Origin of the sequence: Xanthomonas sp. MUS 060 (genome assembly GCF_000963215.1) — a bacterium.
Classification (GTDB): Bacteria; Pseudomonadota; Gammaproteobacteria; order Xanthomonadales; family Xanthomonadaceae; genus Xanthomonas_A.
Map to the genome: position 1 here is coordinate 236,199 of NZ_JZIM01000001.1, position 20,327 is coordinate 256,525.

Genomic DNA, 20,327 nt, shown 5'->3' on the forward strand with positions numbered 1-20,327 from the left:
GGTCATGCCGCCTTCTGCGCGACGTACTCGCCAACCCTCTTGTCGAAGGTTAGGCCCAGCTTCTTCGCGCGGTCGTTGATGAGTGCCTTGACTGCCAGCGGCGCATTCGCAGCATCGGCGACCAGCGCATTGATGCCTTGAGCGTCCTCAACGTCGGCGAGGTTGGCGCGCCACTTCTCGATCACAGCTTGAGCCTCGCGCTGCTCTTCCGTCATTGCGTTCAGTCGCTCCTTGATGCGTTCAATGACTTCCGCCAAGAACGTTGGTGCAAGGTCAGGGCGCGGCACATCCATGGCGTCAAGCTGGCCTGGATTCTTGCCGAACGCGGCGTCGGTGGGGCTGAAATTCAGCACGCGCTTGCCGTCGCGGATCGACAAGCGGCCCATCGCATCGGCGGCCTTGTATATCTCGCCCTTGCTGCCGCCCTGGACGTCGAGCCGCTCGATGATCTCGTCGCCGTTGCGTTGCTCATCCATGTGAGCGATCAGCACCACATCCTTGCCCAGGCTGTTTAGGTGTTTCAGCCACGCCACAAATTCGGATTTCAGCGTGCCGTAGCCTTGCAGGGTCAGCGCACCGCCACGGCCAAGTTTCGGGTAGCGACGGATAATGTCTGCGGTCAGAACGTCAAGCGCGCGTCCAGCAGTATCCACGACCACTGTATTGAAGTCCGCCAGGTCGTTGGAGGTGATGCTGGCAACATCGTCCCAAGATTCCACCTGCACGGTGTCCTTGCGGTTTGTTGCGCGATGCGCGCCCCTGTCAAAATCCAGAAGAAGCGGCTTGTCTGCGGTGAACGAGATTGACGTTTTTCCTAATCCTGGCGCTGCGTAGATGCACAGGTTCAGACGTGTGACCTTAATTGGGTCGGAAGAGCGGACGATGCGAAGGGCCATTGTTAGAACTCCAAAGGCGTTGTGTCGAAGGGGTAGGTTGGATCGGGTAGGTTGGGTTCGCTCGGATCTGTTACGTCTGGGAACTCCTCGGGTTCAGAGGTGGAAATCGGGATCGTCGTCATCACAATCAGCCTCTTGTTTTGTTGGGTGGAGGGGCCGGTACTGCGAGGCTTCCGGCCAGCCCAAGGAATCGCGCGCAGTTCGCGGGGGATTTATCGTGTTCAGCGGATGCCGCGTCGTGGCTGTGCGGGAAAATCTGGTGAGTTAGGCCGCACGAAGTCAGCCGGAAGGTGTGATCGACGCGCAGCACGCCATGTCTTGCGAGTTGCGTACAGCGACAAGACCGCCAAGACAAAGAAAATCGTCAGGGCGCTCCACGCATCCACAATCCAGCAGCGGCGGACCACGTCAAGCAGGAAGACGGATAGAGCCAACAACCCAGCGAACTTAATTTTTGCATTCATTGCGGACTCCAATTTAAGACCAAACAAATGGTCAGAAAGACGATGATGCCTGCGGCAATTATTGAGGCGAAAATCATCAAAATATTTTCCTTGCGTTCTTTTCTGCGATACTCTTTCTGCGATTTATCGAAGTCATCCATTGCGCGCCCCCATTGCTTTCTGCATCCGAGCGCGCCGTGCCTGCTCAGACATTTCTGCGCGCTGCTGTTTTAGATTTGCTGATGCGAGGAAGTCGCGCTCAGCTTGTTTCGGATCGATGCCCATATCGCGTGCGAGTTGCCGCACATGCAATGCCTGGTACTTGTCGTAGCTGTCTTGAAACGGGAAATGCAGGATTTGGCCGCTCATGCCACATTCCTCCACGCAGCCAGCGCCTCGCGGCACGCAAGGTCCATGCGGATTGCCGCCTCGATCATCCGGAGTCGGCCCAGCACGGGCGCGAACGCTCGGGTGAACGCTGCTCGGTAAAGCTGCGACTCCATCGGACTCCGGCGCAAATGCCAACGGCGCATTGCGGCCAACTGCTCAAGTGGATCAATCGGTGCCCAGCGGATCCAGCCATCGTTGCAGTCTGGATGCGTACAGGGGACATCGAATTCGCACTGCGGATCGCTGTCCAAGGAGTTGTTGCAAATCAGCTCGCCGGCTCCTTGGCATGTCGGGCAGACACGCTCGGTTGGCGTATTCCGGGTGTAGTAGCGGGCCATGGCTCAGCCCTCCAATTTCGCAAGACTTGCGAAAAGAGCATCGCGTTCTTCAATCCACGCCGACCACTCCGCCGACCGCGCCGACCGCGCCGCCGACCACGCCGCCGACCACGCCGACTCCGCCGCCGACTCCGCCGCCGACCGCGCCGACCGCGCCGCCGACCACTCCGCCGACCGCGCCGCCGACCGCGCCGACCGCGCCGCCGACCACTCCGCCGACCACGCCGACCACTCCGCCGCCGACTCTCCTGCTGCGCCCTCGTGGAACCTGCGCCCTGTCTCCAGGGCCGCAAGGACCTGTTCGATAGCCGCATGCACTTGATCCGGCTGGCTGCGGGCCAGCGCGGCACGCTGTAACTTGAGCAATCTGTCGATGCGCGCGATAGCGATCAGGTGAGGCAGGCGCGAGAGATCAGCGCCAACAGGAATACGCTTTGCAAGCTCAACGTGGAAGCTTGGACGCTCTGATTCCGGGAGTCCCTCGAACACTGAATCCTGAAGCTGAATCAGCCATTCCGGCAGTCCGCGTGCCTCTGCAACCGTTGCGTGATACGAACTGCTATTCGGGTCGATTTCGTGAGCAAAGCAGCCCACCGAACAGCCACGGAACCGGCCATTGCATGCCTCGCCGAAAGTGCCGGCAACCAGCATGTCCTGCGCCGCGTGCTGCTCGGCTTGCGCTACATGCAGCGCTTTGAGTGCTGGATCGTTCTTGTAGCTCAGGTTGCTGCTGTCCATCTTCGTCTCCCGGCCCCGGGCTGGGGCGATGGGAGGATGTTACCAAAAAGTAACTCAATGTAAATACTAAAAAGTAACCATCATGGATAAATTTATGAACCGTAAATTTTCCATTCACTCTTTCGGTGTGCCCGTACTTGTCTGCGCCCGCGTGTAGCCTTGGCGTTACGATCACGAGGCCAATGACGGCAAGGGAAAAGGAGTCGAAGTGAGTAATTCAGCAATAGAAATTGCACCACCCCAAAAGTCCGTAGGCAAAGCGGCATGGATTCTTCTTGCCATCGCGTGGATTTGTTTCCTTCTACCCGTCCCTGGCCTCGGAATCTTCATTGGCTGCCCACTCAATTTGGTGGCTTTCATCCTGGCTATTGTCGCAATGGTGAAGGGGGGAGCAATGAAGGGGCTTTGGCAGCTCCTCGCATCCCTCATCGCATCACCGATCATCTACTTCGTTGGTCTTGCCATCTTCGGAGCCTCAATCTCGAAGGGGTCATACGATCATTACAAGGAGCAAGCAAAAGCCGCGCAGCCTGTCGCTGCCGTTGCTGCTGATGTAAAGGCCGCACCTGCGGAAGACGCAATCAAGGTCAGCGCCACACAGATCTATCGTGCCTACAAAGCAAATGAGATCGCGGCGGATGGCAAATACAAGGGCAAGTCGCTGAAGATCAGTGGCACGGTGAATGCAGTCGAATCGAACATCATGGATGAGCCGACAATTAGCCTTTCAGGCGGGGATGGCTTCGGCTTCGTGCAACTGGAAGGCATCGACAAGGCTTCCGCTTCCGGCCTATCAAAAGGCCAGAAGATCACCGCCGTTTGCGAAGGTAACGGTGAAGTCCTCGGGTTCCCCACAGCAGATAGCTGCACCATTGTCGCCGCGAGTGCAGCCCAGGCGTCAGGATCTGAGAGTCAATGACGGCGGAAGAGAGGTGCTACATGAAAGCAATTTGGTTAGCGTTAGCCTTGATGTTTGCCAGCGTCCCGGCATTTGCGCAGGTCCACGTCCGCGGCTACTACCGGTCGAACGGTACATACGTACAGCCTCACTACAGGAGTTCACCGAACCACACAAAGCTCGACAACTATTCGACGCGAGGCAATTTCAACCCGTACACAGGGAAGGCCGGAACTGTCGATCCGTACCGAGAAACAGGCAGCCACCACGCCAGTCACTCCCACCGGGGGCGATAGCTCAATACAGCGATTGCTCGCTGATCACTTCATGGGATGCTGAACGCTAAGGCGTAGTAAGGTGTGATAAGGTTGTGTAATACATCATAAGGTCGGATAAGAATGCTATGGATCCCAAGACAAACCCTTACGCGCCAGGTGCTGGTACGCCCCCGCCAGAGCTAGCAGGGCGAAATAGCCTCATCGAACGCATCGATGTTGCATTACATCGAATAAAGGCCGGACGTGCTGCAAGGAGCTTTGTCATGTATGGCCTGCGAGGCGTTGGAAAAACAGTTTTGCTTAATAGGGTTCGGATGAACGCCAGAGATACAGGCGTATATTCTGTAGCAGTAGAAGCGCCAGAGAATCGATCCTTGCCGGCTGCTTTAGCCCCAAGCCTGAGGGCGACATTGCTTCAGTTATCTCGTACAGAGATGGCAAAAGAATATACTGCCAAGGCTGTGTCAGCATTTCGGGGATTCATCAGTGCTTTGAAGGTCAAATTTAATGACATAGAAGTTGCGATTGAGCATCCATCTGAAGTTGGAATAGCGGATAGCGGGGATCTTGACCATGATATGACTGAGTTAATGTTAGCCGTAGGAAGAGCAGCAAAAGAACAAGAAACTGCGGTTATCCTCTTCATTGATGAAATTCAGCATGTTCAAGAGCAGCAACTTGCTTCTTTGATCATGGCCTTACATGCGGCATCCCAGTTGCAATTGCCTATAACGATGGTCGGCGCTGGCCTGCCTCAGTTGCTCGGACAGATGGGGGATGCCAAGTCATATGCAGAACGGTTGTTTGAATTTGTACATGTAGATAAGCTGGATAAAGATAATGCTGAAGCAGCCATTAGGGTTCCCGCCGAAAGGGAAAGTGTTTATTTTGAAGCGCAGGCAATTCGGGAAATACTAGATAAAACATCGGGCTATCCGTATTTTCTTCAGGAGTGGGGGAAACATGCATGGGATTCTGCGGCGACAAGTCCAATTACGTTGCATAATGCAGAGGAGGCCACGACAAGGGCTATTGCCGAGTTGGATGCATCATTTTTTCGGGTCAGGCTTGATAGGCTAACTCCAACCGAGAAAACCTATATGCGTGCGATGGCGGAATTGGGCCATGGCCCGCACCGTTCCGGAGATATTGCTGCTTGCCTTGGTCGGAAGGTCGAGTCAGTTGCTCCAACACGTAGTATTTTGATAAAAAAAGGTATGATTTATGCTCCGAACCATGGAGATACGGCTTTTACTGTGCCTCTCTTTGATGAATACATGAGGAGAGCAATTCCTGAATTCCGCCAAAAAATACTATGATAAATAGTAATTTTTTATTATTAGATGAAACGGAGTGATCCATGAAAAGCTTAACTAAGTATCAGGTTGTAGCAGGCGCATTGTCGGGCTTGATGCTCTTTTCCGGCCATGCAGCAGCACAGTGCTGTCCTTCTGGCGGGACTGTGCTGAAAACCAATACGGGACTCGGGGAGGCTAAGCCATTAGCGCAAAACCTATCTACCGATTCGGCATGGAAAATTTATCGGTTCGAGCGTGACGGCATCTCGTATCTACAGATCAACGACATCGAAGGACGCGTGCGATCCGCTGTCGGCCGCATCGGCGATACGGCCTGGGTAATGCCGATCGGAACTGATGTTGATCGAGTCAGCATTCCCCTGATGGGCATTAGTAGCATGCCAGGAAAGGTGGTTTATAGGTCAGATGACTTCATTGTCATGGTTGTGAGGGGAGGGGATAAGGGAAAGCTTTCTTGGATCATCGTGCCGTTGCATAAGCCTTGATCTGAGTCGACAAGAAGGATTGCTACCTTTCTAGGCTTGATCTTATGACGACCGCCATGTGCTTGCAGCTTGGCATCTAGTTGCACCTGCGCCATTCGTGAAGAATTTGTCAGGGTCCGGATGGCGCTTGTTTTATCCCTCGGCTTCACCACGGCAGCAATCCACCTCCCACGATCAGAATTCCCTGCTTTTACACAGATCATATAAGCAGAGCATGGCAAAATCTGGATGGCGTGGCAGATACATCTATACGTAACGAGCTGGGAAGCTAAGCTGTGACCGAACAGGGAGCCGGTTAGTCGGAAGTCAGCGTGATTACAAGCCAGCTTGCTGGAAAATTCATCCGATTGAAGTACTGTGAACAACCCGGAAGTTTCAAGTTGAAAAGGGTAGATGTCCGTTGCTTGTTGGTAGAAGATGCGCGTGTTTTCCATTCTCTGCGCATTGATATGCATTGCGAGAGCGTAATGTCCATCGTCGCGAAGGCGGCAGACAATTTCACGATAGGCATTGCTCATGTGCTGTTGAGCTTCTGCGATTGCTTCGGCGCGATCACGCAAGGATTGCTCCATGTATATGTGGTCTGCCCTGGCAAGCACTCGCTGTTCTCGCGCCCCGCGGGCGATGCGCCGGCTGCGATCGAATTCCTTTGAAATAGATGCGCCAGCCAGCAGTAGAGAGGTGCCCATCACAGCAAGGGTCTGCTGTGCGACGAACACCACAAGGTCTCGGTTACCGAACATGTCGGTTGTTGGGATCGATAGGCCAAGTGATATGTTCGCAGCGACGATGCCAATGGCTGCTCCGCGCCAACCGTGCAACACGGTGAGTGCCAGCGTAGGCAGGATCATCATGCCCAGTAGTGTCAAACGCTGCCACGGCTCATCAACTTTGCAGGCAACGAAGTACGTGCCTAGCAGCACACCAACGCACAGCAGCGCGTCACGGATAAGCGGCTTCCAGTTATCGATATCTGCGCGGCGCAGCCAGAACATGATCGGGAGGACTGCAGTAAGCGAGGTCAAATACTGGCCTGCACTGACCTTGTAGAAGTAACTGGCGAGTGCGGATTCAACTGGGCCTGAGAGAATCACATTCAATGCGATGTTTGCCGCAACACCCCAGATTGCGAGAGCAAGCAGGGTGAATGGCAGATTCCTCTCCTGCATGTGGCCGATGGGCCAGAAATGGCGTAGTGCGAGTGGCCCTAGCGCGAGGATCGGCGAGAACAGAAGCGAACTACAATAGGCCCAGGATACTGGGATGCCCTGTCCCTCAGCAAAGGGTACTCGAAAAGAAATCATCGCTGCCGCGTCCCCGATGAAGACGCTCGGCCACATCCGGTATGGCAGAAAAATTAGGCATGCTATGCGAAGCCCTGCGGGCAGAAAAAACTGATCAGCAGAGTGCAGCCAGGCAAATCGAAAGGCGAAGTAATAGATGCCTGCACATACACAGGCTTGCACACTCTTTCTAAAAGGGTCCATCGCTTCCCCCTTGGCTATATGGGGGAAATTACAGCCTGACTAGGTGCGTCGCGTAGACACTTTGCCGCGCCTCTCCGCGTCAGCTGGCTTGTTGCTTAGATCTTCCCCTGCTTGCTTGCGCAGTTCTTGCTGCATCGCCTGGGCTGCTGATCGATCCACCTCCATGCGCTGGAATGCATTCAGGTGTTCCACCGCGGCAGCAACGTATGCCTGCGAAAAAGCATAGGCATCTCGTTCATCATCCAGGCTGTAAGGCCCACGTGCAGCTAGGATTCTGTGGGCGCGGGTCAACAGTGCAGGCAGAGGCGCTTCAGTTGCTGACTCGCTCGCGGCCAAATTCGCATGGGTGGAATTGGCGAGAGGGCTGACCAAGTAGCCCTCGGGCATAGATGCGGCGAGTTCAATTTCCCTGGCCTTGTTCTCTCCGAACGACCTCTTGCCGCTCTGCAAGTTGGAAATTTCAGTCGGATCAAGAAACTTTCCACGACTTGCGACATCCTCGAGGAATGCCTTCCTCGACGAGTCGAATTTGTCTGCGATCCAGCCCCTGAGCCTTTTACGGCGGGCGGCCACGATGGGATTGTCTTCTGCTGGCATGCAGTTATTTTCGGTTACTCTGAGGTATGTTGCCAAAATGTATTGACATGTAGTTACCAAAAGGTATCATCGAGGGATGAAGACCCTCCGAGCCTATCTGTCAACCCTCGCCCCAGCAGCGCAGGCGGAGTATGCCGAGCGCGCCGGAACGACTATCGGATACCTGCGCAAGGCAATGAGCATAGGACAGCGCTTCGACGGTGCCCTGGTGCGTCAACTGCACTTGCTCAGTGACGGCGCGGTACGACTCACTGACCTGCGCCCGGATATCTGGCCCCCGGAGGCCGACGATGCTGCCGCCTGAGTACTACATGCCATCGCGCGAGAACCTTGACGCTGCGATGGAGCGCGCAGCAAGGATCGCGGCGCGGCAGGAGTTGCAGCGACTTCGGCTGACCGATGAGCAGATGAGCCGATTTCAAGATCGGCTCCTGGGCATTGATCGCCGTTTCGCGAACGTGATGAAGAGGAATGCGTTTCGCGCTAAGCACGTCACTTGGCATGTCGAGATTGACCTGGCTTCCCATCTAGCTGCCCCTCCGCAGCATCCGCACGACGAGCCTGCCGCTGCACCAGCGCACGGCGAACACGTTCCCTCCAATCCTGGCCAACGTCACGACGTTGGGCGGGGCATTTCGTACTGAATTCATAGCGGGCTTGCTCTTCGCGGGGCAGGCCCATTTTTTCGCCCGAACGGGCTTGGCAAGAAAAGGCAAGTCATGGCAACCCCTGGCAATCAACAGACGGAACTGAGGCTGGCATTCGGCGTGCATCGCGCACCGACGGATGCACCGGCCAAGCTGCTACGGCAGATCGAATCGGAATCGCAGGCGCTGGCCGTGGCCATGCGGGCAGGCGGGCACAAGCTCGCCAGCATTGCCAAGGCGGTCGGTAAGTCGGAGGGCTACTTGTCGCGCCTGCGCGCCGGCAAGCGGCCCATCCCGTCCCGCCTGGTCGGCCCGCTGTGTGCGGCGACCGGGTCCAACCTGCTTCGCCAGTATCTGGACTTGCAGACAGCGCTCAGCGATAGCTGCGCGCGCCGTGAGGTCGAGCGGCTGGCTGGCCTACTGAGGCAAGCCTCATGAACGCTACCGCACGCGCTATCCGAATCGTTCAATTCCGCTGGCACATCGCCGGCTGCCTGCTGATTCTGCAGGGGGCGTGATGGCTAACCAGTGGTTCCGCATGTACTCGGAGTTCGCGTCTGACCCCAAGGTGCAGATGATGGGCGAGGCGATGCAGCGCCGCCTGGTCATGCTGTTCTGCATGCGTTGCAGTGACGTCACAGTGACGCTTCGTGACGATGAGATCGCATTTCAGTTGCGCATCACGGAACAAGAATTGGCGGAAACGAAGGCGCTTTTTATTGCTAAGGGTTTCATCGACAAGCACTGGAACATCGTGCATTGGGAAGAGCGACAGAAGTCCTCAGACTCAAGCACAGCAAGGACTCGCGCCTACCGGAAACGTCTCAGTGACGATGCAGTGACGTCACAGGAACGGAAGAGTGACGCTCTAGAAGAGAAGAGAGAAGAAGAGAAGAGAGAAGAAAAGAAAGAACCGCGCAAGCGCGCGCCTTCGAAAACCTCCCTACCTGCTGACTTCGGAATTTCAGATCGTGTTCGGTCATGGGCAGCCGAGAAGGGCCATGGGCGACTTGACCAGCACCTCGAATCGTTCCGGGCCAAGGCCGCGGCGAAGGGGTACACCTACGCCGACTGGGACGCGGCGTTCATGGAGGCGGTCCGCGAGAACTGGGCGAAGTTACCACCGGAGCAAGGCAACGTGATCCCGATGGACCAGCGCCCCGGTGGCGGAAGGAGGGCGCTGTGAGCGAATCTCCCGCCCATGCCGAGGATGCTGTGCTGGCTGGCGTCATGGCGCGCAACGAGGCGTTTCACGACGTGGCGACGCTGGTCTGCGCCGAGCAGTTCACCACGCCGTTTCGCCGCCGCCTCTGGGCTGCGATCCGTGACGCGATCGTCTCAGGTCAGCCGGCTGATGCCGTGACTCTGATGGACGCGTTGCCGGACGATGCGGTGGCGGTGATGGAACTGGCCTCTGCCGGAATCTACGGCAGCAGCGTTGAGGTCTACGCTGACATCGTCCGCGAGAACTGGCGGATGCGCGAGGCTGCCGGAATTGGGCAGCGGCTGCTTGCTGGTGCGCGTGGACGCGATCCCGAGTCAGTCAACGAAGCTATTGCGGCGCTGCTCTCGCTCAACGCCGAGGTGACAGAGCATGAGTTCACCGGCAAGCAGATTCTGCAGATGGCGTTCGCGATTACCGAGCAGGCGTACAGCAACGGCGGCAAGTTGCCGGGTATCACGACTGGTCTGCGTGAGTTAGACGAAATCCTGGGCGGCTGGCACGACTCAGACCTGACGATCATTGGCGGTCGGCCCGCGATGGGCAAGACAGCGTTCATGCTCGGCCTGGCCGAGGCGGCATCGGCGGCTGACTATCGAGTCGGAGTTATCAGCGCTGAGCAGCCAGCAGCGCAGATCGGCATTCGCCGCGCTTCGCTTGCTTCTGGCGTGTCGGCCAAGTCGATCCGCTCTGGATCGGTCCACGAAGAGGACTGGGCCAAGATATCGCATGGAATCAAGCGAGCGCGTGACCGAGCCGTTTGGATCTATGACCGCTCTGCGGTGACGCTGGACGAATTGGTCGGCGTGGCCCGCAAGTGGAAGCACGCGCATGGCATCCAAGTGCTGTTCGTGGACTACGCACAGCGGATCACAGTGCCGCGTGCAGATCGCATCACCGAGGTGTCGCTCGTCGCGCGTGGACTGAAGAATCTGGCCCGCGACCTGCAAATCCCCGTGGTCGCGCTCGCGCAGGTCGTCAAGGGCGTGGACACACGCAACGACAAGCGTCCGAATGCCGGCGACTTGGCCAACAGCGACGAACTGACCCGTGAGGCCGACCAGATCCTGATGCTGTACCGGGATGAGGTTTACAACCGCGAAAGCCAAGAGCAGGGCATCGCCGAGGTGCTGATCGAAAAAAACCGTCACGGCCCGACGGGTTACAAGAAGTTCCGGTTCCGGCCCGAAACCATGGCTTTCGAGGATATTCGCCGCAGCGATGACTTGGAGTATGCCGCATGAGCATGACCCCGGCAGCGAAGAAAGTCCGCGCGAAGCGCGCACGTCGTCCGGTGTACGCAATCGTTGAGCGCGTGGTGGTGCTTGATACCGGCGAGGAGCGCCTGGCCATCCTGGCGGCGCATCCGATCGACCGGAAGCTGATGCACGAGCGTGGCTACCGTCGCGGCGACGAACTGCGGCTTGAGATCAAGAAGCCGCGTAACGTGAAGTTCCATCGCTTGGCGCATGCGGTCGGCGCACTGCTTGTCGATAACGTCGAAGCATTTCGCAATATCGGCAGCCACGATGCGCTGAAGCAGGTACAGCGCGAGGCCGGCGTTTGCTGCGAGCCGATGGAATTGGATCTTGGGCCGGTGCTTGGAAAAGTCGCGGTGCAGGTGCCGCGCTCGATCGCGTTTGATGAGATGGACGGCGCTGAGTTCGAGCAGTTTTTCCTCGGCATCTGCGATCACATCGACCAGCATTATCAGTCGGCGATGACCGACGACGTGCGCGCCGAGTATCTGCTGATGGTTGCTGGCGAGCAGAGGAGGGCGGCGTGATGCAACATGTAGCCGTGCTGTTCGCTCGCGCCGACAGCATCTACAAAACGCTGCCCGGCTGCGACGTGTACGACAAGGAGCGCGACGCGCGCACGTTCGCCGGCGCAATGCCCGTGGTTGCGCATCCTCCATGCCGCGCATGGGGTTCGCTCCGCGGACTGGCCAAGCCGCTGCCGGGCGAGAAGGACCTGGCGCCATGGGCGGTCGAACAGGTGCAGCGCTGGGGCGGCGTCTTGGAGCACCCGCGGATGTCCAGGTTGTGGCCGCATGCTGGCCTTCCTGGTGCAGGGCGCCGCGATTCAATTGGCGGCTTCACCATTGGCATCGACCAGTACCATTTTGGTCACCGCGCCGAGAAGAAGACGCTGCTGTACGTCGTCGGCTGCGAGCCTGGCGACGTGCCCGCTATCCCCCTGCGGTTGGGGCGCGCGCCATGCGTGGTGACAAATCGGCGAGGTCTACGGGTCGGTATGCCCGGCTACCGGTCCGAAATCACGAAGGCCGAGCGCGAGCACACACCGCCGGCGCTGGCCGAATGGCTGGTCGAGTTGGCACGCCGCTGCGCTGCGAACCGCATGCAGGTGGCCGCATGAAACGCGGTCGCAGCACCGGAGCGCCGACGCGCGCACAGCAGGCCCGGTTCGATGCGATCCGTGAGATCGGCTGCATCGTCGCGCGCTCACTCGGCCTGGGCCACGTCCCCTGCGAGATCCACCACATGACGATTGGCGGCAAGCACGGTGCGCCGCGTCGCGGCCACGACTACACCATCGGCCTCAACAGTTGGTCGCACCGCGGCGAGCCGTTCGGCGGCATGTCCGTAGTGCAGTGCGAGGCGATGTTCGGGCCGTCATACGCGCGTCAGCCGCGCGCATTTCGCGAGCAAATCGGTCGTGACGACTACCTGCTGGACCTCCAGAACACATTGATCGACCAGCACACGGCGAGGGCCGCATGAAGCCCAAGCCATCGCGCCCTGACTGGCGCACGACAAACCCGCAGTACCGCCCAAGCAAAACGCAGCGACACGCAGACGGATCAATCAGCAGGGACGGTGGAGTAGTTGCGGATCAACTCAACTCGTTGCGCCAGTGGTATGCGCTAAACAACGTCAAGACATACAGCAAGGGAGAGTGAGATGCGCGAACTTTACACAATTGATGAGATCGAGGAGCGCATTGCGTCGCACGATTACGGCGCAGAACTCATGCTGCAACATGCAATGGTGCATCTGCGTGCGCTCCGTGATGCGCAGCGGGATGCAGAGCGGTATCAGCACCTTCGCCGCCATCAGCACTGGTCTGTAATTGATAGTTTAGGCGGAGACTTATGCGGTGACGTTTTGGACGCAGCAATCGACGCCGAAATTGCAAAGGGGGCGCAGGGATGACCGTCTACGTGGACAACATGCGCACAAAATTCGGCAGGATGGTTATGTGTCACATGCTTGCAGATAGTCGCGAAGAACTGGATGCGATGGCAGAGCGGATCGGCGTGGCACACCGATGGATACAGCACCCAGGCACAGTCAAAGAGCATTACGACATTGCATTGAGCGCGCGGGCAAAAGCGGTTAAAGCTGGTGCCGTTGAAATCGATATGCGCGATACGGCAAGGATGATGCGAGAGCGTCGGATGTTGGTGCAGGAGGCGCAGGGATGACCCGGAAGTATTTCCCTCCAGAAATTTTGCGGCGCTGGCAGTGGTGGGTCTCGATACCTGCGGTACTTGTTGTAGCCGCGCCGTGGCTGTTGATCGCTGGCATGCACTTAATTGCCCACGCGTTGGATCATGCCAGCGGAAAAATTCTCACTTACTTTAATGACTCGATATTGCATAAAGCGCTCCTCGTCATCCAGCCCTTCGCTATTGGTGAATCAAATTCTGATGAGGAGGAATCATGAGCTATTTCAGGGCTGCCGTAGTTGCAAGCATTCATGAGCTATTTCAGGGCTGCCGTAGTTGCAAGCATTGTACTGGCATGTTTTATCTATCTTCTTTTTTCATTCATGGCTTGCAGCTTCAACACCGCTCTTTGGGGCATGAGTTTCAGAGGTTTGGCCGGATTTTTGTGGGCGATATCTAGCGCATTTTTCGCAGGCATCGGTTATCTGGATTATCGGGAATGGTTGGACGGCCGCAGGAGGATGAGGTGATATGAGTGGCATGTCCCGCATCGACTGGCGTAAGAGGATTGCCACGCAGCGCGAGGAGCGTGCGGCAGAAAAGTTGGATCGGTTGCAGCGAGTGGGCAACCGCGCCGGCATGGCACCCGCGGCGAAGAAAAAGTCTGTCAGCAGCGAAGTGGAAACCGTTGAGCAGTTCGTTGCGCGCGGCGGTCGGATCAAGCAATTGCCCGGCATCCAGACCGCGCCGCAGTGCTCAACCCCGGCGTGGAAGAGCGCAAAATGAGCATGCGCCTCACGATCGGCATCGATCCAGGGCTATCCGGCGCGCTCGCCGCGCTGATCGATGGAGAGGCTGGCCCGATCATCGACATGCCAACAGCCCAAGTCGGTGACTGGCGCGAAATCGATGCTCGCGCGGTTGCAGTGTGGATACGCGAGCAGCGCGCTGCGCATCCGGCTGCGCAGGTGTCGGCCTGTATCGAAAAAGTCGGCGCTCGCCCAGGCGACGGCGGCACATCGGCATTCCGCTTCGGCGACACATACGGCGGTCTACGCGCCGTGCTGCAAGTGCTCGGCATCTCGTACACGCGCGTCATCCCAGCGGTCTGGAAGCGCCGCTTCGGGCTTCTGGGTCAAGAAAAGGATGCCGCCCGCCAGCTTGCCCTGCAGCGATTTCCCACCGCTGCCGCCGCGCTGAAGCGAAAGAAAGACGATGGCCGCGCCGACGCGCTGCTGATAGCGCTGTATCACGAGAATACGGAGCAGGGGGCTCGGGTCGCTTGATCAACACTGACGACCTCACTCGCCCGGAGCGCTACGCCGAGCGCAACCACGCCCGTGTCCTGCGCAAGCGCATGGACGCTGACCGTCGCCGACACGGCAACTGCTGTATCTGCACTTGCCGCGCCACCACGCTGGGCATCGTGCATTGCCTACAGCACGAAGAGCGCCAGCGTGGCGCATGCAGTTGGGACGGTAAGCAGCCCGTCTTCCGTTTCGACCCAAACACCCTGGAGAAGTACCATGGATAAGAAATTGCTTGAATCTCGGCTGGTGCAGTGGGCAGAGGAGTACGGCGGCGGCAGATACGAGAACATCGGCTACCAGACCCAGAACGTCCTGCAATCGCTTGTTGAGCATAAGGGATTTTTGCCGGGCGGCAGCAGCTATCGCCCGATCTTGATCAACACGCCAGGCGACGAGGTCGAGTCCGCTGTACGGGCCATGGAGTCCTCCGGCTATCTGCGTCCGGCCCACACACTGCGGTGTGAATACTTCCTGAAAAAGGCGCCAATTGAGGTAAAGCTATCCAAACTTCGCAGGATCGGTGTCGATATCAAGCGACCGACCTATTACGACTACTTGTCGATCGCGAAAGCCTTCGTTGCGGGGAAGCTTTAAAAGTGTTGCGTCTAGACAAAAACCCTGTGAAAGTCGGCACGCTGTAAGAATTCAGCCAACGGCCCGCCCACCAGCGGGCCGTTTGCGTTTTAGGGGTTAGCTACTTGCATCCAGCTCGCGCAGTAGAGCAATGCTCTCTTGCTCGCGTTCGCGGAGTAGTGCGCATATATCTGCCCACACCTCAGTAGATGGCTTGCGCTCTCCCAGCATCCAGGCGCGGACGCTGCGGTCATTGACTCCGAGCGCTCTAGCAAGATCAGACTGCCAGCGACTGCCGTAAAGCAGTTTGCCTGCTTTTTCGAGATTTTCTCTTGTCTGCCTGTTCGGCAGTGGATCTATTGGCATCACACGACACCAAGATACTTAAGCCCGCGCTCAACAATCTCAGCCTCTTGAACTGAGAGTACGCCCACTGACCATTCGCTTTTCAGCTTCTGAAACTTATCGTTAGATACGTTTCGCGGCATCCCAATGATCTTTCCAGACGGCGTCTCACCGCGCAATTGCACAGTGTCTTCGTCAACTCTGTATGCCGCGACGGCTTTGCCCTTGATCCAGTAATTTCCGACGTACTCGATGAACGTGTGCTTTGCCATTGTTGCGTCCTAGTTTTGCTGTGCCGGTATTGTTTGCATGATTTATCTTTCCTTTCGACGGCTTGACTCTTGAGTTCATAGCTAGTTTCCGCCAGGATCCGGTCCCGCTATCTGTCGGTAATCCTTGCCGATTGATCCATGCTGCATAGTTTTGCGCGAGGTCAGCTACACGTGAGCGCTCACTAGCCGTGACATACCCCCCGCGTGTAACTGTTGTTTTAATGCGGAGGATGAAATCCTTGTCATCTTCGGGCGGCTCCCTCAAGTAGATAGTTTCTTCCTTTGCTTTGACTCTTTCGACATTTTGTTCTGAGAGCCTCAATGTCAGCTCGTCGGATGCGTCTCGTATAAGTTTTGCTAGCTGCAAGTTTGTGAGGCTGGAAAGATTCATTTTTTGCGTCTCAGTCGAAGCTGTGATTGCGGGCTGCGTTCTCCGCGTCTTGCTTGTCCTGCTCCGCAAGCACTTCGCCCAGGTGTTTCGCTAGCGCATCAATGCTGTGGTCAATCCAGGCATGTAGTGCTTCGCAAACAAAGTATTCGTATACTTCGTTATAATCTTCGTCGTATATCTTAATGAGCTTTGACCCCTGGACGCGGTATGCGCCATCTTCATTGCCAGCAGCGCCTCTATATTTCGTTCCATTTTTTGAAATGACCTCGAAGCAGATGCTGCCCTCATCGCATCCGCCGCAATTCGGGATGATGCTCAGGGACTGGATAGCTTTCATTTCGCGGGCAATTGCACTCATGTCTCGCTCCTTAGTTCCGCTGCTTGTGTTTGATGACATGGGTGTAGCTTGATCCTAAAATTAGGATCAGTCAACAGGTGCTTGGCGCTCTTTGTAGACAAGATGATTGACATACGCGCGTCTGCTGTGGGATTTTTGCCTTGCAGCGTGTAGCTATCGCTGCTGCACTGCCGAAAAGGCAGCTCAGAAAATCTGAACGAGCGAATTCGTTCGTTGCTTGACTGCTGAAAAAGCAGCGCTGTAAACCCAATGCCCGAGATGCGTTCGCACCTCGGGCATTTTTAATCCGCCGCAATCGCGCGCGTTCTATCCAAGCCCTGGCCCCCGCCGGGGCTTTTGCGTTTCTGCACTCCGAAAAGAGCTATCGACATGACTCAACTTCCGCTGCCGATCAGCCCGAGCGACGCGCTGACGCAGATCATCGTGCCCGCGCTTGATGATCTGACCCGCTATTACGGCATGCCCGTTCGGACTGATCGTGCAAGTGCAATGCTGCTGTCGATTGCGATGCAGGAGAGCGAGCTGCGTTATCGTCGTCAGATCAAGGGGCCGGCGCGCAGCATGTGGATGTTTGAGCCTGCTGGCGTAAGCGGCCTGCTGGCGCGCTCGTATCTCGCGAGTTGTCTATGTAGGTACGACGGACGTGCGGTGAACCACTCATGGATTGGCCCTTGCCCGGATTATCGATTAAATCCAGAGGCAATCTGCGCTGCGCTTGGGTATGACGACGTACTTGCGGCGCAACTTGCTCGCTTGCTGTTGATGACGTTGCCGCAGCCGCTGCCGGAGCTTGGAGATGAGCAAGGCGCGTGGCAGCAGTACATCGCCGCCTGGCGGCCGGGAAAGCCCAGCAGAGAGCGCTGGGCAGAGGTCTATCCCGTCGCTGTCAATACAGTGCGTGCAGCAGCATCATGATGATGAGCAAGCAGCAGGACGAGGATCGCGATGACGGGCGCACTCGAGTAACGCTCGGCCCGATTGAGCGGTGGCTGGCTGGCATAGCGGTTGCGGCAATCGTCAGTTGCAGCGGATGGGTCGTTTCGTCTGTGCAGTCGATGCTTGAGCATCAAGCGAGCACAGCTACAACGCTGGTCGGCATGGATCGGCAGTTGCAATCGATCAACACGCAGCTTGCTGATGTGCCGGCGATCAAGCTGGAGTTGGCAAAGACAGAGATCAAAGTCGAGCAGCACGAGCAAGACATCCGCGAGCTCAAGCAATTCAGGCGGATCAAGCCGTGACGTTGCACAAGATCAGCCCAGGCGCTGCGCAAGTGATATCCCGCATCGTGGGCAAGCTGACGGAAAGATCGTCGGTATTGAGCTACGTGCTGATGCTGCTTGCCGTCGCGGGCATCAACAACCAGGGGTTGGCGTTACAGCTTACCGGCATCGTCGTCGCTGTCGCCGGGATTGTGTGTTTCGCGCTGACAGACAAGACGTTCAGCGCTCTTTTCGTTGCTTCAACACCGCAGCCGATCGCGCTGCAACCACTCCAACATCATGAGGTTATGACTATGTCCGTTTCCGCAAATTCGATCTTCGCCAAGCTCCAGGCCGTTGCTGCTCTGCTGCCGCTGGTGACTCAGTTGATACAGCAAGTCGATGCCGCGATGCCCGGCTTTGATGATGCAACAAAGCTCAACGCGGTGCGCGATGCGCTGGACAAGGCATACGCAACTGAGCAGAGCCTGGTCGGCTCGTTCGATGAGATCTGGCCGATGATTTCCGCAATCGTGTCCAGCCTGGCTGCGTCGTTCAAGCAGGCTGCCTGAGTGATGACCCGCCTGCTGCCGATCCTGCTGCTGTCGCTCGCCGGCTGCGGTCAGGTCCGCCCGTGCGTACCGCTGGTCCAGCGCGTCGAAGTGCCGGCAATAGCGCCGTCTGATCTGATTGATCTGACAGTGCCGTGCAGGATCAAGCATGCGGCGGAGATTGACGGCAACCTCATCTCGCTGGCTTACGACGCAAATATTGCATCACTCAAAGAGTGCAATGAGCGCATGCGCAAGATCCGCCAGAAGCTTTCTGCACAGTCGCAGAGCAAACGGTAAGCGGCAACGTCGTCGGCCTGATTTGATTATTTGGGACATAAAAATGCCAGGGGTTAAGGGTAAATCAGGCGGCAAGCGCCCAGGCGCGGGGCGCGCTGCGTTTCGTCCTACTGAGGAGCAGCGGGAACTAGTGATGCAGTTGGCCGCATTCGGCGTGCGTCACTCGGACATCTGCATGTTCGTCAAGGATGCCCGCGGCAAGTCAATCAGTGAGCCGACGATGCTCAAAAACTTCGCGGCTGAACTTGACACGGGGAAGCTGCAGGCAAACGTCAAAGTAGCGCAGACGCTGTACAAGAAGGCGATCGGCGGGGACACCACATCGATCATCTTCTGGCTGAAATCACAGGCTGGCTGGAAGGACGCGCAGCGTGTCGAATTGACGGGCGTTGCCGGTGGCCCGATCCAGAGTGTGGGCATGACCACCGCCGAATTCCGGGAGATCGCGAGAAACATCGCTGAAGAGGTTTGATGATGCGCCAGTTCAGCGATGATGAACAATTCGCTGCCGCTGAAATGGCGCAGGCAGACCTGTACTTTTTCTCGCGTTGGATGTTCTTCCAGCGGCGCAGGTACAAGTGGTTGAGGGGGCCGCATCACCGGGTGATCTGCGACGCGCTCATGCGAGTCTTTCGCGGAGAGTGCAAGCGCCTGATCATCAACGTGCCACCGCGGTACTCCAAGACCGAGATCGCGGTGGTCAACTTCATCGCGTGGACGCTGGGTCATGCGCCGGATGCGGAGTTCATCCACGCGAGCTATGCCGCGCCGCTGGCGATCAACAACAGCGCTGGTGTTCGGTCGCTGCTGCAGCACGAGGCATACCAGCGGATTTTTCCCGGTTGTCGTATGGCTTCTGATGCAAAGAGCCACTGGACGACCACCGAGGGCGGCGTGATGTATGCCGCTGGTGCAGGAGGCACGATCACCGGCTTTGGTGCGGGTAAGCATCGCGAAGGCTTTGGCGGCGCGATCATCATTGACGATCCGCACAAGCCTGACGAGGCAAAGAGCGATGTCATTCGGCAGGGTGTTATCGATTGGTTTCAAAACACGCTGGAAAGCCGGAAAAATAGCAAGGACACGCCGATCATCCTGATCATGCAGCGGTTGCATGAGCGCGATCTCGCGGGCTGGCTGCTCGATGGCGGCAACGGCGAGACGTGGGAGCATGTCTGTCTGCCGGCGATCCAAGACGATGGCACAGCGCTGTGGCCGGAGAAACACAGCATTGAGGACTTGCAACGGATGGAGGGGGCTGCGCCCTACGTTTTCGCAGGTCAGTACCGGCAGCGTCCCGCGCCGCCCGAGGGTGGTGAGATCAAGCCCGACGCGATCAACGTGATCGACGCGCTACCAGCGGAATCGATCAAGTGGGTCCGTGGCTGGGATCTTGGCGCGACGGTGGATGGCGATTACACAGTAGGTAGCAAGCTCGGCAAGTTGCCGGATGGTCGTTTCATCATCGCGGACATGGTTCGCCTGCGCTGCGGCGCGGATGAACGGGATACGGCGATGACGAACACAGCATCCCGCGACGGACGTACGGTGCGAATCAGTCTGCCGCAAGACCCTGGGCAGGCCGGGAAAACCCAGGTGCTTTATCTCACGCGCAAGCTGGCGGGATACCAAGTCACATCATCCCCGGAATCGGGTGACAAGGTGACGCGGGCCAAACCGCTGGCGGCGCAGATCAACGTCGGCAACGTGCTCATGCTTCGCGCGCCGTGGAACGACGCGCTGATCAACGAAATGCGGATGTTCCCGAACGGTGCATTCGATGACCAGGTTGACGCCCTTTCGAGGTCATTTTCAGAACTCATTTCGCCGCCCGAACCGGCGCGTGCGATGCGTGTGCCGCACATGGCACGGTAA

32 protein-coding genes are annotated in these 20,327 nt (G+C 57.6%); 24 read left to right on the forward strand and 8 right to left on the reverse strand.

Annotated elements, in window-relative coordinates; genetic code table 11:
• Positions 1-2 precede the first annotated feature (2 nt).
• The 4 genes from XANALMUS060_RS01030 to XANALMUS060_RS20435 all read right to left on the reverse strand — a co-directional run bounded on the left by XANALMUS060_RS01030 (position 3) and on the right by XANALMUS060_RS20435 (position 2,805).
• Entirely contained in the window at positions 3-896 is an 894-nt protein-coding gene (locus XANALMUS060_RS01030) for an ATP-binding protein (protein WP_045736775.1), read from the reverse strand.
• A 221-nt stretch (positions 897-1,117) separates the two neighbouring features.
• The gene (locus tag XANALMUS060_RS19435; RefSeq protein WP_152640346.1) at positions 1,118-1,360 is read right to left on the reverse strand and encodes a hypothetical protein; all 243 of its coding nucleotides are present in this window, start codon (positions 1,358-1,360) and stop codon (positions 1,118-1,120) included.
• Positions 1,361-1,492: 132 nt separating this feature from the next.
• The gene (locus XANALMUS060_RS01035) at positions 1,493-1,708 is read right to left on the reverse strand and encodes a hypothetical protein (protein ID WP_045736776.1); all 216 of its coding nucleotides are present in this window, start codon (positions 1,706-1,708) and stop codon (positions 1,493-1,495) included.
• A gap of 362 nt (positions 1,709-2,070) precedes the next feature.
• Entirely contained in the window at positions 2,071-2,805 is a 735-nt protein-coding gene (locus XANALMUS060_RS20435; RefSeq protein WP_052688061.1) for a hypothetical protein, read from the reverse strand.
• 208 nt (positions 2,806-3,013) lie between these two features.
• Between XANALMUS060_RS20435 and XANALMUS060_RS17370 the strand changes: the two genes are divergently transcribed.
• The 3 genes from XANALMUS060_RS17370 (at position 3,014) to XANALMUS060_RS18095 (ending at position 5,785) form a co-directional block, all read left to right on the forward strand.
• Positions 3,014-3,724 carry a hypothetical protein gene (locus XANALMUS060_RS17370; RefSeq protein WP_152640348.1) on the forward strand — a complete coding sequence of 237 codons (711 nt, stop codon included), beginning with the start codon at positions 3,014-3,016 and terminating at the stop codon, positions 3,722-3,724.
• Between the two features lie 382 nt (positions 3,725-4,106).
• Complete coding sequence (locus XANALMUS060_RS01055) at positions 4,107-5,300, forward strand: ATP-binding protein (protein WP_082064765.1); 1,194 nt, start codon at positions 4,107-4,109, stop codon at positions 5,298-5,300.
• Between the two features lie 41 nt (positions 5,301-5,341).
• On the forward strand, positions 5,342-5,785 hold the full coding sequence (locus XANALMUS060_RS18095; protein WP_082064768.1) for a hypothetical protein: 444 nt from the start codon (positions 5,342-5,344) through the stop codon (positions 5,783-5,785).
• Here the strand turns inward: XANALMUS060_RS18095 and XANALMUS060_RS01060 are convergent.
• Both XANALMUS060_RS01060 and XANALMUS060_RS17375 read right to left on the reverse strand, forming a co-directional pair.
• Positions 5,695-7,272 carry an MASE1 domain-containing protein gene (locus XANALMUS060_RS01060; RefSeq protein ID WP_082064771.1) on the reverse strand — a complete coding sequence of 526 codons (1,578 nt, stop codon included), beginning with the start codon at positions 7,270-7,272 and terminating at the stop codon, positions 5,695-5,697. The two genes, XANALMUS060_RS18095 and XANALMUS060_RS01060, sit on opposite strands and share 91 nt — an antisense overlap.
• Before the next feature lie 39 nt (positions 7,273-7,311).
• Complete coding sequence (locus tag XANALMUS060_RS17375; RefSeq protein ID WP_052688063.1) at positions 7,312-7,869, reverse strand: hypothetical protein; 558 nt, start codon at positions 7,867-7,869, stop codon at positions 7,312-7,314.
• Positions 7,870-7,945: 76 nt separating this feature from the next.
• Between XANALMUS060_RS17375 and XANALMUS060_RS01070 the strand changes: the two genes are divergently transcribed.
• The 15 genes from XANALMUS060_RS01070 (at position 7,946) to XANALMUS060_RS17385 (ending at position 15,054) form a co-directional block, all read left to right on the forward strand.
• Entirely contained in the window at positions 7,946-8,173 is a 228-nt protein-coding gene (locus XANALMUS060_RS01070) for a hypothetical protein (protein ID WP_045736780.1), read from the forward strand.
• The gene (locus XANALMUS060_RS01075) at positions 8,160-8,513 is read left to right on the forward strand and encodes a hypothetical protein (protein ID WP_045736781.1); all 354 of its coding nucleotides are present in this window, start codon (positions 8,160-8,162) and stop codon (positions 8,511-8,513) included. The genes XANALMUS060_RS01070 and XANALMUS060_RS01075 overlap by 14 nt, the downstream gene beginning before the upstream one ends.
• Positions 8,514-8,588: 75 nt before the next feature.
• Positions 8,589-8,954 (forward strand): hypothetical protein, encoded by a 366-nt coding sequence (locus XANALMUS060_RS01080; protein ID WP_045736782.1) that lies wholly within the window; start codon positions 8,589-8,591, stop codon positions 8,952-8,954.
• A gap of 100 nt (positions 8,955-9,054) precedes the next feature.
• Entirely contained in the window at positions 9,055-9,702 is a 648-nt protein-coding gene (locus XANALMUS060_RS17380; RefSeq protein ID WP_152640349.1) for a hypothetical protein, read from the forward strand.
• Positions 9,699-10,982 (forward strand): DnaB-like helicase C-terminal domain-containing protein, encoded by a 1,284-nt coding sequence (locus XANALMUS060_RS01090; RefSeq protein ID WP_235430290.1) that lies wholly within the window; start codon positions 9,699-9,701, stop codon positions 10,980-10,982. Before XANALMUS060_RS17380 ends, XANALMUS060_RS01090 begins: the two co-directional genes overlap by 4 nt.
• Positions 10,979-11,524, forward strand: a complete 546-nt coding sequence (locus tag XANALMUS060_RS01095; protein ID WP_045736783.1) for a hypothetical protein — start codon at positions 10,979-10,981, stop codon at positions 11,522-11,524. Before XANALMUS060_RS01090 ends, XANALMUS060_RS01095 begins: the two co-directional genes overlap by 4 nt.
• 14 nt (positions 11,525-11,538) lie before the next feature.
• On the forward strand, positions 11,539-12,117 hold the full coding sequence (locus XANALMUS060_RS01100) for a hypothetical protein (RefSeq protein WP_235430292.1): 579 nt from the start codon (positions 11,539-11,541) through the stop codon (positions 12,115-12,117).
• Positions 12,114-12,482 (forward strand): Ref family recombination enhancement nuclease, encoded by a 369-nt coding sequence (locus XANALMUS060_RS01105; protein ID WP_045736784.1) that lies wholly within the window; start codon positions 12,114-12,116, stop codon positions 12,480-12,482. The genes XANALMUS060_RS01100 and XANALMUS060_RS01105 overlap by 4 nt, the downstream gene beginning before the upstream one ends.
• Positions 12,483-12,662: 180 nt before the next feature.
• The gene (locus tag XANALMUS060_RS19445; protein ID WP_152640350.1) at positions 12,663-12,914 is read left to right on the forward strand and encodes a hypothetical protein; all 252 of its coding nucleotides are present in this window, start codon (positions 12,663-12,665) and stop codon (positions 12,912-12,914) included.
• Positions 12,911-13,186, forward strand: coding sequence for a DUF4031 domain-containing protein (locus XANALMUS060_RS01110; RefSeq protein WP_045736785.1), 276 nt, complete (start codon positions 12,911-12,913; stop codon positions 13,184-13,186). Before XANALMUS060_RS19445 ends, XANALMUS060_RS01110 begins: the two co-directional genes overlap by 4 nt.
• The gene (locus tag XANALMUS060_RS01115) at positions 13,183-13,428 is read left to right on the forward strand and encodes a hypothetical protein (RefSeq protein WP_045736786.1); all 246 of its coding nucleotides are present in this window, start codon (positions 13,183-13,185) and stop codon (positions 13,426-13,428) included. The genes XANALMUS060_RS01110 and XANALMUS060_RS01115 overlap by 4 nt, the downstream gene beginning before the upstream one ends.
• Positions 13,429-13,681: 253 nt before the next feature.
• A complete protein-coding gene (locus XANALMUS060_RS01120) occupies positions 13,682-13,936 on the forward strand; it encodes a hypothetical protein (RefSeq protein WP_045736787.1) in 255 nt (84 codons plus the stop codon).
• Positions 13,933-14,436: a hypothetical protein gene (locus XANALMUS060_RS01125; protein WP_161795366.1), complete on the forward strand. Its 504-nt coding sequence runs from the start codon at positions 13,933-13,935 to the stop codon at positions 14,434-14,436. Before XANALMUS060_RS01120 ends, XANALMUS060_RS01125 begins: the two co-directional genes overlap by 4 nt.
• Positions 14,433-14,684 (forward strand): hypothetical protein, encoded by a 252-nt coding sequence (locus XANALMUS060_RS01130; RefSeq protein WP_045736789.1) that lies wholly within the window; start codon positions 14,433-14,435, stop codon positions 14,682-14,684. The genes XANALMUS060_RS01125 and XANALMUS060_RS01130 overlap by 4 nt, the downstream gene beginning before the upstream one ends.
• The gene (locus tag XANALMUS060_RS17385; RefSeq protein WP_052688066.1) at positions 14,677-15,054 is read left to right on the forward strand and encodes a hypothetical protein; all 378 of its coding nucleotides are present in this window, start codon (positions 14,677-14,679) and stop codon (positions 15,052-15,054) included. Before XANALMUS060_RS01130 ends, XANALMUS060_RS17385 begins: the two co-directional genes overlap by 8 nt.
• Positions 15,055-15,573: 519 nt before the next feature.
• On the opposite strand, the gene XANALMUS060_RS19455 is transcribed toward XANALMUS060_RS17385, so the two are convergent.
• Together XANALMUS060_RS19455 and XANALMUS060_RS01150 are read right to left on the reverse strand one after the other, a co-directional pair.
• Entirely contained in the window at positions 15,574-16,041 is a 468-nt protein-coding gene (locus XANALMUS060_RS19455) for a hypothetical protein (protein WP_152640352.1), read from the reverse strand.
• Positions 16,042-16,051: 10 nt separating this feature from the next.
• A complete protein-coding gene (locus XANALMUS060_RS01150) occupies positions 16,052-16,399 on the reverse strand; it encodes a hypothetical protein (protein WP_045736792.1) in 348 nt (115 codons plus the stop codon).
• Positions 16,400-16,768: 369 nt separating this feature from the next.
• Between XANALMUS060_RS01150 and XANALMUS060_RS01155 the strand changes: the two genes are divergently transcribed.
• From XANALMUS060_RS01155 to terL, 6 genes are all read left to right on the forward strand, one after another.
• The gene (locus tag XANALMUS060_RS01155) at positions 16,769-17,314 is read left to right on the forward strand and encodes a hypothetical protein (protein ID WP_052688067.1); all 546 of its coding nucleotides are present in this window, start codon (positions 16,769-16,771) and stop codon (positions 17,312-17,314) included.
• Positions 17,311-17,640, forward strand: a complete 330-nt coding sequence (locus tag XANALMUS060_RS01160; RefSeq protein WP_045736793.1) for a hypothetical protein — start codon at positions 17,311-17,313, stop codon at positions 17,638-17,640. Before XANALMUS060_RS01155 ends, XANALMUS060_RS01160 begins: the two co-directional genes overlap by 4 nt.
• Positions 17,637-18,173, forward strand: a complete 537-nt coding sequence (locus XANALMUS060_RS01165) for a hypothetical protein (protein ID WP_045736794.1) — start codon at positions 17,637-17,639, stop codon at positions 18,171-18,173. The genes XANALMUS060_RS01160 and XANALMUS060_RS01165 overlap by 4 nt, the downstream gene beginning before the upstream one ends.
• 3 nt (positions 18,174-18,176) lie before the next feature.
• Positions 18,177-18,452, forward strand: a complete 276-nt coding sequence (locus XANALMUS060_RS01170) for a hypothetical protein (RefSeq protein ID WP_045736795.1) — start codon at positions 18,177-18,179, stop codon at positions 18,450-18,452.
• Between the two features lie 133 nt (positions 18,453-18,585).
• Positions 18,586-18,924, forward strand: a complete 339-nt coding sequence (locus XANALMUS060_RS01175; RefSeq protein ID WP_052688068.1) for a hypothetical protein — start codon at positions 18,586-18,588, stop codon at positions 18,922-18,924.
• A gap of 2 nt (positions 18,925-18,926) precedes the next feature.
• A complete protein-coding gene (gene terL, locus XANALMUS060_RS01180; protein ID WP_045737066.1) occupies positions 18,927-20,327 on the forward strand; it encodes a phage terminase large subunit in 1,401 nt (466 codons plus the stop codon).

What these genes read in the sequence shown, in the direction of transcription:
- XANALMUS060_RS20435 (WP_052688061.1), bottom strand. Translation starts at nt 2,805, where the DNA reads ATGGACAGCAGCAACCTGAGCTACAAGAACGATCCAGCACTCAAAGCG.
- XANALMUS060_RS01175 (WP_052688068.1), top strand. Translation starts at nt 18,586, where the DNA reads ATGCAGTTGGCCGCATTCGGCGTGCGTCACTCGGACATCTGCATGTTC.
- XANALMUS060_RS01155 (WP_052688067.1), top strand. Translation starts at nt 16,769, where the DNA reads ATGACTCAACTTCCGCTGCCGATCAGCCCGAGCGACGCGCTGACGCAG.
- XANALMUS060_RS01080 (WP_045736782.1), top strand. Translation starts at nt 8,589, where the DNA reads ATGGCAACCCCTGGCAATCAACAGACGGAACTGAGGCTGGCATTCGGC.
- XANALMUS060_RS01070 (WP_045736780.1), top strand. Translation starts at nt 7,946, where the DNA reads ATGAAGACCCTCCGAGCCTATCTGTCAACCCTCGCCCCAGCAGCGCAG.
- XANALMUS060_RS01170 (WP_045736795.1), top strand. Translation starts at nt 18,177, where the DNA reads ATGACCCGCCTGCTGCCGATCCTGCTGCTGTCGCTCGCCGGCTGCGGT.
- XANALMUS060_RS01150 (WP_045736792.1), bottom strand. Translation starts at nt 16,399, where the DNA reads ATGAGTGCAATTGCCCGCGAAATGAAAGCTATCCAGTCCCTGAGCATC.
- XANALMUS060_RS01125 (WP_161795366.1), top strand. Translation starts at nt 13,933, where the DNA reads ATGAGCATGCGCCTCACGATCGGCATCGATCCAGGGCTATCCGGCGCG.
- terL (WP_045737066.1), top strand. Translation starts at nt 18,927, where the DNA reads ATGCGCCAGTTCAGCGATGATGAACAATTCGCTGCCGCTGAAATGGCG.
- XANALMUS060_RS01110 (WP_045736785.1), top strand. Translation starts at nt 12,911, where the DNA reads ATGACCGTCTACGTGGACAACATGCGCACAAAATTCGGCAGGATGGTT.
- XANALMUS060_RS19455 (WP_152640352.1), bottom strand. Translation starts at nt 16,041, where the DNA reads ATGAATCTTTCCAGCCTCACAAACTTGCAGCTAGCAAAACTTATACGA.
- XANALMUS060_RS01160 (WP_045736793.1), top strand. Translation starts at nt 17,311, where the DNA reads ATGATGATGAGCAAGCAGCAGGACGAGGATCGCGATGACGGGCGCACT.
- XANALMUS060_RS01060 (WP_082064771.1), bottom strand. Translation starts at nt 7,272, where the DNA reads ATGGACCCTTTTAGAAAGAGTGTGCAAGCCTGTGTATGTGCAGGCATC.
- XANALMUS060_RS01095 (WP_045736783.1), top strand. Translation starts at nt 10,979, where the DNA reads ATGAGCATGACCCCGGCAGCGAAGAAAGTCCGCGCGAAGCGCGCACGT.
- XANALMUS060_RS19435 (WP_152640346.1), bottom strand. Translation starts at nt 1,360, where the DNA reads ATGAATGCAAAAATTAAGTTCGCTGGGTTGTTGGCTCTATCCGTCTTC.
- XANALMUS060_RS01035 (WP_045736776.1), bottom strand. Translation starts at nt 1,708, where the DNA reads ATGAGCGGCCAAATCCTGCATTTCCCGTTTCAAGACAGCTACGACAAG.
- XANALMUS060_RS01055 (WP_082064765.1), top strand. Translation starts at nt 4,107, where the DNA reads ATGGATCCCAAGACAAACCCTTACGCGCCAGGTGCTGGTACGCCCCCG.
- XANALMUS060_RS17380 (WP_152640349.1), top strand. Translation starts at nt 9,055, where the DNA reads ATGTACTCGGAGTTCGCGTCTGACCCCAAGGTGCAGATGATGGGCGAG.
- XANALMUS060_RS01105 (WP_045736784.1), top strand. Translation starts at nt 12,114, where the DNA reads ATGAAACGCGGTCGCAGCACCGGAGCGCCGACGCGCGCACAGCAGGCC.
- XANALMUS060_RS01075 (WP_045736781.1), top strand. Translation starts at nt 8,160, where the DNA reads ATGCTGCCGCCTGAGTACTACATGCCATCGCGCGAGAACCTTGACGCT.
- XANALMUS060_RS17385 (WP_052688066.1), top strand. Translation starts at nt 14,677, where the DNA reads ATGGATAAGAAATTGCTTGAATCTCGGCTGGTGCAGTGGGCAGAGGAG.
- XANALMUS060_RS01030 (WP_045736775.1), bottom strand. Translation starts at nt 896, where the DNA reads ATGGCCCTTCGCATCGTCCGCTCTTCCGACCCAATTAAGGTCACACGT.
- XANALMUS060_RS01115 (WP_045736786.1), top strand. Translation starts at nt 13,183, where the DNA reads ATGACCCGGAAGTATTTCCCTCCAGAAATTTTGCGGCGCTGGCAGTGG.
- XANALMUS060_RS17375 (WP_052688063.1), bottom strand. Translation starts at nt 7,869, where the DNA reads ATGCCAGCAGAAGACAATCCCATCGTGGCCGCCCGCCGTAAAAGGCTC.
- XANALMUS060_RS18095 (WP_082064768.1), top strand. Translation starts at nt 5,342, where the DNA reads ATGAAAAGCTTAACTAAGTATCAGGTTGTAGCAGGCGCATTGTCGGGC.
- XANALMUS060_RS19445 (WP_152640350.1), top strand. Translation starts at nt 12,663, where the DNA reads ATGCGCGAACTTTACACAATTGATGAGATCGAGGAGCGCATTGCGTCG.
- XANALMUS060_RS01120 (WP_045736787.1), top strand. Translation starts at nt 13,682, where the DNA reads ATGAGTGGCATGTCCCGCATCGACTGGCGTAAGAGGATTGCCACGCAG.